Below are 14,647 nucleotides of genomic sequence, written 5' to 3' on the forward strand. Positions count from 1 at the left end.
TATAATTTATATATACCTAGTACCATTGTTTGATTCTTCTATTGTTATAAGTTTAAAGAAGTTTCGTTTTTTTGTAAAATTAAAAGTATTTGTTTATCGCTGTTAGTTTTACCAAAGGTTATGAAACAATACAAAATCCCTTGTTACAAAACAAGGGATTTTTCGTTATTACGCACTTTCTTTTGGCGATTCTAGCTCGATAACAGTTCCATCCTGATGGACAAGCTTTGGCCGGCCATTCTCTTTTGAAACTGTTTCTTCCGTGATAATACATTTATTAATATCATCACGTGAAGGTAATTCAAACATAACGTCTAACATAATGCCTTCTAATATCGATCTTAAGCCACGAGCACCTGTTTTTCGCTCAATCGCTTTTTTAGCAACCGCTTCTAATGCTCCTTCTTCAAATTCCAGCTCTACATCATCTATTTCAAAAAGCTTACTATACTGCTTGACTAAAGCGTTTTTCGGTTTTGTCAAAATTTCAACCAGCGCTTTTTCATCAAGCGGTTCTAAACTTCCGATAATTGGCAAACGGCCGATAAATTCAGGAATTAAACCAAAGCGTAATAAATCTTCAGGGAGTACCTTAGAAAGCAAAGTAGCCTTATCCAACTCTTGATTGTCAGCATCAGCACCAAAACCGATCACTTTCTTACCGAGACGGCGCTTAACAATTTGTTCAATACCATCAAATGCTCCACCACAAATAAATAAAATATTGGTAGTGTCTATTTGTATAAATTCTTGATGAGGATGTTTTCTTCCCCCTTGTGGTGGTACACTCGCTGTAGTGCCCTCAAGAATTTTTAGTAGTGCCTGCTGGACACCTTCTCCTGATACATCCCGTGTAATGGATGGATTCTCAGACTTACGTGCAACTTTATCAATTTCATCAATATAGATAATACCTTTTTCAGCTTTTTCAACGTCATAATCAGCCGCTTGGATAAGCTTTAACAAAATATTTTCGACATCTTCCCCTACATAACCTGCTTCTGTTAAAGATGTTGCATCCGCTATAGCAAATGGCACATTTAAAATACGTGCGAGCGTTTGGGCTAATAATGTTTTACCACTACCTGTGGGGCCAATCATGGCAATGTTACTTTTCGCTAATTCCACTTCATCCTTAGACTTTGGAGAATTAATACGCTTGTAATGATTATAAACTGCTACAGATAGGTTTTTCTTAGCCTTTTGCTGACCTATAACGTAATCATCAAGAATTTCACATATTTCTTGAGGTTTTGGAATATCTTTATATTCTACTTCCTCTTCTGTACCTAACTCCTCTTCCACAATTTCTGTACAAAGTTCAATACATTCATCACATATATAAACACCTGGTCCGGCAACTAACTTACGAACCTGGTCTTGGCTTTTTCCACAGAATGAACATTTCAATTGACCTTTTTCTTCATTAAATTTATACATGACATTCACCCCTTGTTCAAAAAGTATCTCTTATGATTCCTAAAAACGATTAACACTTTATTCGTCTTTAGCCAATCATATCAAATTGTTTCCAAATAAAAAAGTAATACACTTTGGCACGTTTTAAAAGCGTATCAGTCTTTTATCTCGATTACAAATAGTTTGCGTTTTTCTGGAGAAGAGTTTTCTTTATGTATATGTTAGTCTTTCCAAATGTATATCCTTCTATTTCATTGATCTTATGTTTATGAAAAAAAATGGGGTAGTATAATTTGGCAGGAATAGGCTTGGATGTTATAGAAAACAAGGTACGGACTTTCGCACCTTGCTTTCACACAACACTTTATTTTGATTTGCTATTATCTACAAGTACATCAATTGCTTTTTTGAATTTTAAGTCTTCCTGAAGTGCTGCCGTGTTTCCACCAAGTGCCTGTTTGATTTGTTCTACTTCCATATTATACATAGAAGCCATAGACTCTAATTCTTTTTCAACATCTTCATCTGTTACTTCTACATTCTCAGCAGCAGCAATTGCTTCTAGAGTCAAGTTTGTTTTAACGCGTTTACCTGCATCTTCTTTCATTTGCTCTTTTAACGCATCTTCATCTTGACCTGAGAATTGGAAGTACATTTCCAACGTCATACCTTGCATTTGTAATCTTTGCTCAAATTCCTGAAGCATACGATCTAATTCAGATTGTACCATTACTTCCGGAATATCTACTTCAGCATTATCAGATGCTTGTTGGATTAGTTCTTCACGTTTTGCACTGTCAGCTTCGTTTTCTTTTTGTTCTTGAAGGCGTTTCTTGGTTTTTTCCTTTAATTCATCTAGAGTTTCTACTTCTTCGTCCACGTCCTTAGCAAATTCATCATCTAATTCAGGAAGTTCCTTTGCTTTAACTTCATGGATTTTCACTTTGAAAGTAGCTTCTTTCCCAGCTAAATTCTCAGCATGGTATTCTTCAGGGAAAGTAACTTCTACCTCTACTTCTTCTCCTGCTTTTTTACCAACTAATTGTTCTTCGAAACCAGGAATAAAAGATCCAGAGCCGATTTCTAATGAGTGATTATCTGCCTGACCACCTTCGAAAGCTTCTCCGTCTACAAAACCTTCAAAGTCGATAACAGCAGTATCACCGTTTTCGATTTCGCCTTCTTCTTTTACAACAAGTTCTGCTTGTTGTTCCTGTTGCTTCTTGATTTCTTCTTCTACATCTTCGTCAGTAACTTCAGTACTTACTTCTTCTACTTCAAGTCCTTTGTATTCACCAAGTTTTACTTCCGGCTTCACTGTAACTTTGGCAGTAAAAATAAGATTTTTTCCTTTCTCGATCTGCTCGATATCTACTTCTGGCTGGTCCACTGGCTCGATACCAGTCTCTTCCACTGCATTTGTGTATTCACCTGGAAGAATAATATCTACTGCATCCTGGTATAATGATTCTACACCAAAACGCTTTTCAAATAATCCTCTTGGTACTTTTCCTTTACGGAAACCAGGCACTTGTACTTGTTTTACAACCTTTTTAAAGGCTTGGTCTAAAGCACTATCGAATTTGTCTGCATCAACTTCTATCGTTAAGACACCGACATTACCTTCTTGCTTTTCCCATTTTGCTGTCATTCTAAATTCCCTCCAACATAAAAAAATCTGTATATTTGACGTTCATCGATATTCCATCCTATACTAGACCGAACGCAAATTGCAACCATCTTATTATAACATAATTGCATTTGCTTTCAATAATAATAACGTATGTATTAATTTTTTTGCAATCAATTTTCAAACAAAGGCTTTAAACATCTAGAATTGTTCCGTAAAGTGTCTCAGAAACATCTATCATTTTCACGTAATGCTCTTTTATAACAGAAGAGTGATGGAGATCTTCATGATCTGTGTATTGAAAGCTTCTGTTTACATAGTAAGACAATGATTCAGCTAAGAGTTCATAGTTTTCCCTTTGTGGTAAAAATGGAGTGTAAACATAGGCAAAACGTTCAAGAATAAATTGCATCATTTGAAACTTTGTTGGGTCCTGTTGTTGAATCATTTCTAAATAGCTTGTAACGCCTGTTATAAATGAAACAGGTAAAATATCGTCCAATTCGTTCATATGTATTATGTCAGTTAATTGAAATTTTTCAATATGTACCGATTCATCAGGTTTTACTTTTTGATAATATTCCAATAAAGCTGTCTTCACGACTGGATGAATTTCCGGATTTTTTAACATTTCTCTAAAAAAAGGGTTATCATGGTGTATACCTAATTGAAGTAAGCGCTTCACCATATACCATTGCTGCCGGTCATTTTTCTCTTCTATTGCTTTCTCTAATTGCTTTTGCACTTCTATGTATGATTGTTTATCTTCTTGTTCCTGCAGTTCTTTACTTAATTGATACATATGTCGTAACTGTTCTTCCATATGAGAAGGTATTTGACGGTTGGTTAACGCCTCATCAATTAGAAACATAACATCCTTATACTTACTTGACTGAAATAACAATGTCGCATAAATATGTACGTAAGAAGCGTAATCATTATCTTTCTTAGCAATTAATTCCTCACATAATTCTTCCGCTTCCTCTAGCATATTCAGTTCCATCATGCATAATAATTTCCCTGTCATTACTTCATGCGACCGCACACCATTTTCTGTTAATTGATGGAGATAATTATATGCTTCACTAAATTGATTCTCTTGCATGGCTGTTTTTGCTTTATCTTCCAAATTATCTTTCCATTTCGGAAAAATAATGAGATTTTCCCGCTCTTCTTCCATTTTTCCACCTACCTTTCTTACGATAGTAGATACTATTATAAAGTTTATTCTAATATTACTCAAGCAATCATTGATTAATTATTGATTATCGTGATGACCGTATGTTTGCCAATGATATGCCTAATAGCAATAGCTCATTTAGAAGCTGTAAGATTCCTTATAATAATTGGAATTTCGTTTAGATCATCAATGGTAAAATTTGCACATTCACACGTAAGGCCCAGTGTATTTTTCCAAATTGACAGCATCCCTGCATTCCTAGCTGCGATAATGTCATTTTGAGGGTGATCACCTACAAATACACATTCATGAGGCTCAACTTGCAATCGCTGCATTGCACGTTCAAAGATTTCTCGGTTTGGCTTTCTTATTCCCTCTATAACTGAAATTAAAATAGTTGAGAAAAAACTCTCAATTTTTAAAGCAATTATCTTAGTTTGTTGAAACGCTCCCTTTCCGTTCGTTATCATGCCAAGCTTCCTATTCATGTTTTTTAAGCTCTCTAACATTGAATGAAGATTTGGAAAGGGTATGCAACTATATCGAAAATAGGTGATATAATCATGTAACAGTTCTTTCGAGGATACATCGATTAATTGAAACTCTTCTTTTAACTGTTGGTATACTTTATCCTTCCAGACCTTCCCTTTGTTATCCAGTTCGATAAATCGTGCTATATAAAGATCTTTATCTATATGCTTTAAAGATTTATAATATTTATTATATTGCTTTTCGATGAAAATATTTATAGATGTCTCTCGATCCAATAAAGTACCATCTAAATCGAAAACAACTGCTTTAATAAAGCCCACCGCCATTTACTCCATTATAACAAATAAAAAGCAATACTATTAATAAGAAAACGAGGTGAATTTGGTGTTAGTGTAGCACCATTTATAAGATGAAATTACAGCAACTAACCTATTTATTTATTTTATTAACTGGTTTCTCGATAGGAATTTATCAAGCATTCGACCATCATCTCACACTAATATTAATGGTGTTAATGGTCACTATTACGATCATTTTAATAGTAAAAGATATTATCTCTGGGTCTAAGACAAATAAGGATTGATTCAGGTTTACTGTTATCCGTTCTTACTATTAAATAAATAATTTAAAATTTATTATTGACAATCCCTTGCCAAGTTTATATAATGGTACTTGTCCGTTAACGAGATACATAATAAATACATAGAAATCCGGGTGTAGTTTAGTGGTTAAACCACAGCCACGAGCAGTTACATCCACCGAATATACTTCGAGTTGTTCTGAAGCATTTCCATCATGGAATATGCTAGTAGATACAGGAACATGCCTTGTATAAGAAAGTTAATAATTACATATTTTACTAATTTGCGGGTGTAGTTTAGTGGTAAAACCTCAGCCTTCCAAGCTGATGTCGAGGGTTCGATTCCCTTCACCCGCTCCATGTCCCAGTAGCTCAGCTGGATAGAGCAACAGCCTTCTAAGCTGTGGGTCGGGAGTTCGAATCTCTCCTGGGACGTACTTAAGTCTTCAAAAAACACCACAAACATTGAAACTCAATGTTTGTGGTGTTTTATTTCTAGATAAGCTTTATGAGAGAATAAACGATTAATGATTAGGACTCTTCCTACCTTAATTATAGCATATGAAAAATTGTAAAAACAGGCTATTTATTCCGATTTACTGCTGGTAAAATCATTATACATTAATGGTTAGGAGAGATGTGGAATGGATTCGTTGGTTTTCGATTTTCGGGAAATTAGAAAAACACAGCTTTTGCTCGTAGGTGGAAAAGGGGTGAATGTAGGGGAATTAGCAAAAATTCAAGGATTACATGTACCAGAAGGGTTTTGTGTCACAACTGTCAGTTATCAAAGAATGATTGAACAAAATAAACCGTTGCAAGCATTGTTGCATCACCTAGCAATGCTTGAAGTAGAAGATCAAGATCAAATGAACGAAATCAGCAGGAAGATCCGACAAGTCATTATAAAAGCAGAAATTCCTCCCGATGTTGTAAAGACAGTTACTAACTATCTCTCCAAGTATGGCGATCAACACGCTTATGCAGTTCGTTCCAGTGCAACAACGGAAGATTTACCAAAAGCCTCCTTTGCCGGTCAACAGGACACCTATTTAAACATCAAAGGTAAAGATACAATTTTAAAACATATTAGTAAGTGCTGGGCCTCACTATTTACTGACCGTGCAGTGATATACCGTATCGAAAACGGAATAGATCATCGAAATGCTTATATGTCTGTCATTATTCAACGAATGGTTTTTCCTCAAGCATCCGGAATACTATTTTCAGCTGATCCCGTTACTTCAAACAGAAAGGTACTTTCCATCGATGCTAGTTTTGGATTAGGTGAAGCGCTTGTTTCTGGCATAGTGTCTGCGGACAATTATAAAGTGCGGGAAGGCAGTATTGTAGAGCGAACAATTTCCACCAAAAAGTTGGCTGTGTATGCACAACAAGAAGGTGGAACAGAGACAAAGGAAATGAAACTAAGTCAGCAGAATCTATCCACACTCTCAGATGAGCAAGTTTTTGAGCTTGAAAAGATCGGCAGAAAGCTTGAAGCGTATTTTAACTACCCGCAAGATATTGAATGGTGCCTAGTTGATAATACGTTTTATATTGTCCAAAGTCGACCAATCACTACTCTATATCCCATCCCTGCAGCAGATGAAACCGAAAATAATCGCGTATTTGTTTCTGTTGGTCATCAACAAATGATGACCGATCCCATGAAACCTCTGGGACTGTCTTTCTATCTAATAACAACTCCAGCACCAATGCGAATAGCTGGCGGAAGATTGTTTGTTGATGTTACGAATAATCTAGCTTCACCTATCAGCAGAAAAATGATATTAGATAACCTAGGTGGATCCGATCCGCTCATAAAAGACGCACTTATGGCCATAATCGAGCGAGGAGATTTTATAGAACCTGCTCCTAATGATAATAAAGAACAGAGTCTAAGTAAAAGCAATGAAGTTAAGTCGTTAACAGGGGCTCAAGAAAAAATCGAAAATAACCCGACAATCGTTTCTACTTTGATCAAGCGTAGTCAAGCATCGATTGAAGAGTTAAAACTAAACATTCGGACTAAATCAGGTTCAGATTTGTTTGATTTCATTCTGGAAGATATCCAGCAACTAAAGGAGATATTATTTAATCCACAAAGTATGAGTGTGATTACGGCTGCAATGGATGCCTCTACATGGATCAATGAAAACTTGAACAAGTGGCTCGGTGAAAAAAACGTCGCAGACACGCTTTGTCAATCTGTCCCAAACAATATTACTTCAGAAATGGGATTGGCACTGTTAGATGTCGCAGATGTAATTCGTCCTTATCCGGAAGTAATTAATCATCTTCATCATGTGGAAGATGATGACTTTTTGGATATATTGATGGAGTTAGATGGTGGACGTCAAACAAAAGACGCAATAACAGCTTTTCTCAGTAAATACGGTATGCGTTGTAGCGGAGAAATCGATATTACGAAAGCTCGTTGGAGTGAAAAACCAACTACACTGATCCCTATGATTTTAAATAATATCAAAAACTTTGAACCTAATGCTAGCAAGCAAAAATTTGAGCAAGGTCAGAAGGAAGCTTTAAATAAAGAAAAAGAAATATTAGATCGATTGAAGCAATTGCCAGACGGTGAACAAAAAGCAAAGGAAACAAAACGAAGGATAGACTTAATCCGGAATTTCAGCGGGTTTAGGGAATTTTCAAAATATGTCATGATTAATCGCTACTTCGTTTATAAGCAGGCATTGTTGAATGTAGCCAAACAACTCGTACAAACAGGCGTTATTCATAAAAAAGAGGATATTTACTATCTCACTTTGGAAGAGTTTCATGAAGTTGTAACCACAAATCAATTGGATTACCAGGTCATTAACCAAAGAAAAAGCGAATACAAATTATATCAAAAGCTAACTCCCCCACGCGTTATCACATCTGATGGCGAAATTATTGTGGGTGAATACAAACGAGAAAATATTCCAGTTCAAGCCATTGTTGGTCTACCAGTTTCTTCTGGAAAAATAGAGGGGCGCGCTCGTATCGTGCTAAACATAGAAGATGCTGATTTAGAAGAAGGTGATATATTAGTCACCTCTTATACTGACCCTAGCTGGACACCATTGTTTATAATCATCCAAGGTCTCGTCACGGAAGTTGGTGGATTGATGACCCATGGCTCCGTTATTGCACGCGAATATGGTTTACCAGCAGTTGTCGGAGTGGAAAATGCTACGAGGAAGATCAAGGATGGACAAAGAATCAGGGTGAATGGAACTGAAGGATATATCGAACTATTGTAATAGATAAATATTCGATCATTTCCGACACTATAAAATAATGTATCTTCTTCAAATCTTCTTCAAAGATTTATACTCGAGAGCTTGTTCGATTATTATATTTTTACAATCAAAAAGTTCTGATCATTTTTTGACCAGAACTTTTTTGTTTGTTGTTATATCCGCTCTACTTCATTTTGCTAATGAGCTCTGATAATAAAGACTTGGTATTTCTTGATTATCCTTTGTGTAGAAGCGAATTTCGATATTTTCCAATTGTTCATCAGCATTCAAAATAGCATAAGAACCTGGGTGAGCACTTCTAGGCTGGCGGATACTTCCTGGATTAATAAATAACTGATCCTTTACTTTTTTGACACCGGCAACGTGCGAATGACCAAAACAAATAACATTTGCTCCTAATTCCTCAGCACGATAGGAAACAGGCATCAATGTTGATTTAATCTGATATAAGTGCCCATGCGTAACGAAAAAATGCAATTTTCCTACTTTGAAATCCACTTCTTCCGGCAAACGAAAATCTGTATCCATATTACCTTGTACTACTCTAAAACCTGAAAGTGCTTGACTATCCACCTCAAGTTCCGAATCACCACAGTGGATCATCGCATCTACTTCTCGCTGGTGTCTAGCTTTTATTTCAGATACTTCGCTTGTCCAACCATGACTATCACTAAGTATTAAGATTTTTGGCATGCCCTCCACCCCTTTTAACTTTTACATCTGCTTTACCCATTTCTTCATTTTGTCTAACGCTTTTCTGCGATGACTAATTAGATTTTTTTCTTCTGGAGTCATTTCTGCCATTGTTTTGGTGCTTCCTATTGGATAAAAGATCGGATCATAACCAAAGCCATTCTTACCAATTGCTTGCTCACCAATTGTTCCTTCACATTCACCACGAGTAAAAATCGTTTGTTTTCCTGGTTGAGCAAGTGCCAATACACATACAAAGCGACCTGAACGTTCAGGTTCAGAAATACCTCGCATTTCCAATAATACTTTTTCTAAATTGGCTTTATCATCTTTATCCTCGCCTGCATATCTGGCTGAATAAACGCCAGGAGCCCCATTTAGTGTATCAATCTCTATTCCTGAGTCATCTGCAATCACTGGTATCTTGTACTTATCAGCAATAGCCTCGGCTTTTATTGCCGCATTTTCTTCAAAGGTTACACCAGTTTCCGGGATGTTATCAATGGGTTCCGTCAAGTCTAATAAAGAAATTACTTCTATTCCTAAAGGTTCAAATAAACTTTTAAAGTCTTTCATTTTCCCCTTATTTTTTGTTGCAATGATAATTTTTTTCATTTCGAAAAAGATCTCCTAAAATTGTTCTATTTTATCGGTATATGGTTTGATTGCTTCTCCTTGGATTGTAAATATCTCTTTCAAACCCTTTTCAGCTAGAGCGAGCATCTTGGTTAATTGTGTGCTTGTAAATGTTGCTTCTTCACCTGTACCTTGTAGCTCAACGAACTCACCATTACCAGTCATTACTACATTCATATCCACATGTGCTTGAGCATCTTCCGAGTACTCTAAATCCAAAATTTCTGTACCATCAGGTAATACACCAACGGAAATAGCGGCCAGGTAATCTGTTATTGGAAATGTTTTTATTTTATCATCCTCTAATAATTTACCTAATGCAAGTACGACTGCAACGAAGGCTCCTGTTATCGAGGCAGTTCTTGTACCGCCATCAGCCTGAATCACATCACAATCTACCCAAATTGTCCGTTCGCCAATAGCATCTAAATCGACAACAGCTCGCAGTGAGCGACCGATTAACCGTTGAATTTCCATTGTTCTTCCTGACACTTTACCTTTTGAGGATTCACGAATATTTCTTGTCTCTGTTGCGCGAGGTAACATCGCATATTCAGCAGTAATCCAGCCTTTACCAGAACCTCGCATAAATGGTGGCACACGGTCCTCAACACTCGCATTACATATAACCTTCGTGTCACCGACCGTAATAAGGACAGATCCCTCGGCATGTTTAGTAAAATTAGTTTTAATATCAATTGGTCTGAGTTGATCTACTTCTCTCCCTGTTTCACGCATTCTATTTCCTCCTTACATACTGTTCTATCTTAACATATTTTCTCAGTAGATGGGTTTTTCATACATAATAAAATTGCTGAAAAGATATACACCCGTTTCAAAGGAATGAAACGGGTGTAAAAAATATCTATCTACTTCGAACATTCTAGATAGCATGTTGCTACTACTTCATATTAGCTAAATACTTTCAGTAGGTGCAACCATATCTCTTGATACAGGCTCTGTATATGGTTGTCCACTTTCACTAATCACTTCTTCATGATTTTCAACTGATACCTGGACCGCATCTACGCCTTCCTGTTCTGTTAACGTCAGCACGATCGATTGCATTACCTCATCAGCGATCATACTTTTCGCACTGTTTGATAATATATTTTCATTAAAGTTTAATGACAGAACTCCATCCTCAAAGACTGGCTCGGACGCCAGTTGCGAACCTGTGTTAATAAAGTGCTCCAATGGCAAATCAAACGAAGGACCCTCCATTAAAGCTTGTACAACTGCTTGATGAGGATTCTCTTCATTCGTTGGGACATGTTGTGTTATAGGAACGAAGTAGACCATCTCATCACCTTGCATTGGAAAGTAAAGCGTCGCAGCTTTACTTTCCATTAAATCAATACCTTCAGCTTGATGAATGTTAATTCCATTTGCTCGAGAATAACCCTCTGATATTGGTGTACCGTTTACTGGCATAACATCTTGTTCTTCTCCATTAATCCATAGCTTGACGCGGTCAACATTTTCAAATTGTGTTAATGTATGTGTCATCGATTCTAAAATCTTCTGTTCGTTCTCAGCTTGATAAGACTCGAACTCTTCTGAAACATTCACTACTAAAGTTCCGTCAGCTTCTAGATTCAAGTCAATAATCTCGGTTCCAGCAGGTAATACAGCTTGAAAACCACTTGGTAAGAGAGATGTTACTGGTCCATCCTGAACTAAGTATTCTAACACCTGCTTTGCTACTTCCTTTGATTGAGGAGATGGTATTTGTAATTCATGTGGTACTACTAAACCATTTTGATCTAATAGATATAAAGTTCTTGTGACAGATTCGGATGTAGCATCTGCTTCTTCACCCTCAACTGTTTCCCCCTCATCCTCAGTGCCCTCTTCTTCATCTGAACCCTCATCTGGCATACCTTCCAAGTCATCTGAATCTTCAGGAATGTTTTGCAGATCATCTGCTAGCTCTGCATCTTCAGGTGGGGCATCTATTTGATCTAATGTCTGTTCTCCTTGAAAAACACCACAACCCACTAACAAAAGTAAACATAACAATACAATGCCTGCATATTTTTTGGCTAAATCGATTTTCATAACCGATACCTCCTACGATGGTTTGTACTACTATGTATACGAGCTTATTATCAAAATAGACCAATCAAAATAATCTAAAAGATGTTTAGGGAAATTTTTTTAAAAGCGAAATTTAAGCTAAAACGAAGGCTTCCCCAATAATTGGCGAAAGCCTTCGTTTGATTAGCTTGATGAGACAAGTATTTTATACTCTTCCTAAGCTTTTTACAGTATTTAATTCAATTTTACTCACTGCCTCAATCGTATTATTTAACCATCGTGATGCAATTTGCTGAAATACTGCAACATCTCCTGTTGTATAGAAATAATGTTGTGCTACCTGTTCTCCTTGATATAGTTTATGTTGATACTCTAAAATCGTACTAACTTCCCTAGCCGTTTCTTCTCCTGAAGAAATTACTGTCACTGTCGTACCTATTACCTCTTGAATCAAATCTTTAATCATTGGGTAATGGGTACAACCCAAGATCAACGTATCCATATTAGAAAACTGTTTTAAAGGTTGTAAAGTTTCTCTTACTACCTGATATGCTTCCTCGCCTTGGACTATTCCTTTTTCAACTAATGGTACGAATCTTGGACATGCTAAATCATAAACTTCAATATCTGAATTTATTTGTTTTAAAGCATCCACATATGCTCTACTACTAATTGTTCCTTCCGTTCCAATCACACCGATACCTGCTGTACGTGAATGGGTGATAGCAGCCCTTGCACCAGGTTGAATCACACCAACCACGGGAATCTTCAATTCCTCTCTTAACAGTTCCAACGTAAATGCAGTAGCAGTGTTACATGCAATAACTAACATTTTAATATCTCTTTCTAATAAAAAATGGACCATTTCCAAAGTGTACTGAATCACTTCTTCTTTTGGACGTGGGCCATATGGACATCTTTTTGTATCGCCCAAGTAAATAATCGATTCTTTAGGTAGCTGACGGATTAATTCACTTGCAACCGTAAGTCCACCAACGCCTGAATCAATAACTCCAATTGGTTGTTTCACTATCATCGCCTCTTTACAATTTTGCATTTTCTGTTTGTTGTCTCATTTCTTGGTGAAGGAGATGTAATAGCCTTGATAACTGTTCCATATCCTTCTCTTTAACATTCGTTAAAACTTCGCCTAAATATTTCTGTCGTTTTTCAATTACTTCATGGATAATTTTTCTGCCTTTTTCTAACAGATGAATACGAACAACACGTCGATCTTTGGTATCTTTCACTCGTTCTACTATATCGTTCTTTTCCATACGATCGACTAAATCGGTAGTCGTACTAAACGCAAGATTAATTTTTCGAGATAATTCACCTAATGTTAAATCGCCATCCTCTAGTAAATATTGTAAGGCAATGAATTGTGGGGTGGTGATCGGATAATTATGTAAAATTTCCCGACCTTTTTGTTTAATAATACCTGAAATATATCTTAATTCTTTTTCAATATCTGCAATTTGTTCCTTTTCTTTCGCATTTGCCAACTCTAAACGCTCCTTCACACATTAAAATACATATGTTAACTATAACATTTTTTCTCATTAAATTGTTATGCTGAATCTTCTATAGTTAACAGAAATAAACCGTCTTTCCCTACCCTAAAAGCGAATAGTATTATATAGCAGAACAAAATAGAAGCGTTACACAGACCAAATATAACGATGCCCATCAATCAATGGCTGGTTAATCATTCAAGTTTCTCACTGTTGAGTAGTGTTTTTTTATAATTGAATATCAAAAGCATAAAAAAACGAAAATTGCTAAAACTCCAATTGAAGAGAAAGAAACGTATGTGAATTCCCTCCTATACTTTTACCTGGAGTTGGTATGATGCCTTACACGAAAGACAATCCTGCTATTTATTATCAAAAAGCTGGCAGCGGAACAGCGATCATTTTCATTGCTCCGCCAGCAATGGGTCATTTAACTTTTCGTTATCAACGTTTTCTCAAGCATAGCTTCACTGTTATTACATTTGATAACAGAGGAGATTGTCGTAGTGAATATGCTAATACAACAACCTTTTCACAGTTTGTTGATGACGTCAAAAGAATTCTAGATGAGAACAATATCTCCAAAGCAATTATTTGTGGCTATTCGAATGGTGGGCTTATTGCACAACAATTTGCTATTTCTTACCCTGAATATACGTTAGCGCTCATTTTGATTGGTGGCTACCATGCACCAAAAAGTCTTTTTCTTCGAACCGAATATAAAATTGGGATTTCGATTGCCAAGAAGCACTGGATTCCACTATTAGCGAGAGCACTTGCGTTCAATCATTTTTCCGATAAAAAAGCAGCAAGAGAAATAGAGCTAGAAGTCAACAAAACAAACGCAGAAATGCTAGCTCAACAATATCAATTAGGCTTGGATTATGATAATGAGCAACAACTACATCATATCCATGTACCTCTCTTAATTATCTACGGCGCAAATGACCATTATGTACATCCCTATCAAAACATCTTTCGCCAAAAGTTAAAAGATGTAGAGGTTGCCTATATTCATCGCTCTAAACATCAAGTACCAACCAAATATTTTCATGAATGTAATGCCATCATTTATGAATGGTCAAAACGAAAACAATTCCTATAATCCCTCTTCATCTAGTCAATTACTTTCTCTCCTATGTTAGTATAAAATAATCTTTTTAAGGCTGTCTCAACAGAAAAGAATCTTCCCAATTACTT

At 36.3% G+C, this 14,647-nt stretch carries 13 protein-coding genes and 2 tRNA genes; 5 read left to right on the forward strand and 10 right to left on the reverse strand.

Features of this window, described 5'->3' with window-relative positions; all coding sequences use genetic code 11:
* Window positions 1-168 precede the first annotated feature (168 nt).
* The 4 genes from clpX to ACTNEP_RS06265 form a co-directional block, all read right to left on the reverse strand.
* Window positions 169-1,440: an ATP-dependent protease ATP-binding subunit ClpX gene (clpX, locus tag ACTNEP_RS06250; RefSeq protein WP_441160893.1), complete on the reverse strand. Its 1,272-nt coding sequence runs from the start codon at window positions 1,438-1,440 to the stop codon at window positions 169-171.
* Between the two features lie 343 nt (window positions 1,441-1,783).
* Window positions 1,784-3,070, reverse strand: coding sequence for a trigger factor (tig, locus tag ACTNEP_RS06255; protein ID WP_441160894.1), 1,287 nt, complete (start codon window positions 3,068-3,070; stop codon window positions 1,784-1,786).
* A gap of 172 nt (window positions 3,071-3,242) precedes the next feature.
* Entirely contained in the window at window positions 3,243-4,229 is a 987-nt protein-coding gene (locus tag ACTNEP_RS06260; protein ID WP_441160895.1) for a hypothetical protein, read from the reverse strand.
* A 134-nt stretch (window positions 4,230-4,363) separates the two neighbouring features.
* A complete protein-coding gene (locus ACTNEP_RS06265; protein WP_441160896.1) occupies window positions 4,364-5,041 on the reverse strand; it encodes an HAD family hydrolase in 678 nt (225 codons plus the stop codon).
* 89 nt (window positions 5,042-5,130) lie between these two features.
* On the opposite strand from ACTNEP_RS06265, the gene ACTNEP_RS06270 reads away from it, so the two are divergent.
* The 4 genes from ACTNEP_RS06270 to ppsA all read left to right on the forward strand — a co-directional run bounded on the left by ACTNEP_RS06270 (window position 5,131) and on the right by ppsA (window position 8,564).
* A complete protein-coding gene (locus tag ACTNEP_RS06270) occupies window positions 5,131-5,304 on the forward strand; it encodes a hypothetical protein (protein WP_441160897.1) in 174 nt (57 codons plus the stop codon).
* 283 nt (window positions 5,305-5,587) lie between these two features.
* Window positions 5,588-5,661, forward strand: a tRNA-Gly gene (locus ACTNEP_RS06275).
* A gap of 1 nt (window position 5,662) precedes the next feature.
* A tRNA-Arg gene (locus ACTNEP_RS06280) sits at window positions 5,663-5,736 on the forward strand.
* A gap of 209 nt (window positions 5,737-5,945) precedes the next feature.
* Window positions 5,946-8,564, forward strand: coding sequence for a phosphoenolpyruvate synthase (gene ppsA, locus ACTNEP_RS06285; protein ID WP_441160898.1), 2,619 nt, complete (start codon window positions 5,946-5,948; stop codon window positions 8,562-8,564).
* Between the two features lie 168 nt (window positions 8,565-8,732).
* Here the strand turns inward: ppsA and ACTNEP_RS06290 are convergent, their stop codons facing one another.
* The 6 genes from ACTNEP_RS06290 to ACTNEP_RS06315 form a co-directional block, all read right to left on the reverse strand.
* Entirely contained in the window at window positions 8,733-9,257 is a 525-nt protein-coding gene (locus ACTNEP_RS06290) for a metallophosphoesterase family protein (RefSeq protein WP_441160899.1), read from the reverse strand.
* Between the two features lie 21 nt (window positions 9,258-9,278).
* On the reverse strand, window positions 9,279-9,872 hold the full coding sequence (locus ACTNEP_RS06295) for an XTP/dITP diphosphatase (RefSeq protein ID WP_441160900.1): 594 nt from the start codon (window positions 9,870-9,872) through the stop codon (window positions 9,279-9,281).
* A gap of 15 nt (window positions 9,873-9,887) precedes the next feature.
* Window positions 9,888-10,631, reverse strand: coding sequence for a ribonuclease PH (rph, locus tag ACTNEP_RS06300; RefSeq protein WP_441160901.1), 744 nt, complete (start codon window positions 10,629-10,631; stop codon window positions 9,888-9,890).
* Between the two features lie 177 nt (window positions 10,632-10,808).
* Entirely contained in the window at window positions 10,809-11,954 is a 1,146-nt protein-coding gene (locus ACTNEP_RS06305; RefSeq protein WP_441160903.1) for a GerMN domain-containing protein, read from the reverse strand.
* Window positions 11,955-12,138: 184 nt separating this feature from the next.
* Window positions 12,139-12,963, reverse strand: a complete 825-nt coding sequence (gene racE / locus ACTNEP_RS06310; protein WP_441160904.1) for a glutamate racemase — start codon at window positions 12,961-12,963, stop codon at window positions 12,139-12,141.
* A 13-nt stretch (window positions 12,964-12,976) separates the two neighbouring features.
* Window positions 12,977-13,438, reverse strand: a complete 462-nt coding sequence (locus ACTNEP_RS06315) for a MarR family winged helix-turn-helix transcriptional regulator (protein ID WP_441160905.1) — start codon at window positions 13,436-13,438, stop codon at window positions 12,977-12,979.
* A 346-nt stretch (window positions 13,439-13,784) separates the two neighbouring features.
* Here ACTNEP_RS06315 and ACTNEP_RS06320 point away from each other — a divergent pair, with 346 nt between their 5' ends.
* Window positions 13,785-14,552: an alpha/beta fold hydrolase gene (locus ACTNEP_RS06320; RefSeq protein ID WP_441160906.1), complete on the forward strand. Its 768-nt coding sequence runs from the start codon at window positions 13,785-13,787 to the stop codon at window positions 14,550-14,552.
* Window positions 14,553-14,647: the final 95 nt, after the last annotated feature.

This window comes from Gracilibacillus sp. HCP3S3_G5_2, from assembly GCF_052063305.1.
GTDB lineage: Bacteria > Bacillota > Bacilli > Bacillales > Amphibacillaceae > Gracilibacillus.

What these genes read in the sequence shown, in the direction of transcription:
- rph (WP_441160901.1), bottom strand. Translation starts at nt 10,631, where the DNA reads ATGCGTGAAACAGGGAGAGAAGTAGATCAACTCAGACCAATTGATATT.
- ppsA (WP_441160898.1), top strand. Translation starts at nt 5,946, where the DNA reads ATGGATTCGTTGGTTTTCGATTTTCGGGAAATTAGAAAAACACAGCTT.
- ACTNEP_RS06295 (WP_441160900.1), bottom strand. Translation starts at nt 9,872, where the DNA reads ATGAAAAAAATTATCATTGCAACAAAAAATAAGGGGAAAATGAAAGAC.
- ACTNEP_RS06320 (WP_441160906.1), top strand. Translation starts at nt 13,785, where the DNA reads ATGCCTTACACGAAAGACAATCCTGCTATTTATTATCAAAAAGCTGGC.
- ACTNEP_RS06305 (WP_441160903.1), bottom strand. Translation starts at nt 11,954, where the DNA reads ATGAAAATCGATTTAGCCAAAAAATATGCAGGCATTGTATTGTTATGT.
- ACTNEP_RS06260 (WP_441160895.1), bottom strand. Translation starts at nt 4,229, where the DNA reads ATGGAAGAAGAGCGGGAAAATCTCATTATTTTTCCGAAATGGAAAGAT.
- tig (WP_441160894.1), bottom strand. Translation starts at nt 3,070, where the DNA reads ATGACAGCAAAATGGGAAAAGCAAGAAGGTAATGTCGGTGTCTTAACG.
- ACTNEP_RS06290 (WP_441160899.1), bottom strand. Translation starts at nt 9,257, where the DNA reads ATGCCAAAAATCTTAATACTTAGTGATAGTCATGGTTGGACAAGCGAA.
- clpX (WP_441160893.1), bottom strand. Translation starts at nt 1,440, where the DNA reads ATGTATAAATTTAATGAAGAAAAAGGTCAATTGAAATGTTCATTCTGT.
- ACTNEP_RS06270 (WP_441160897.1), top strand. Translation starts at nt 5,131, where the DNA reads ATGAAATTACAGCAACTAACCTATTTATTTATTTTATTAACTGGTTTC.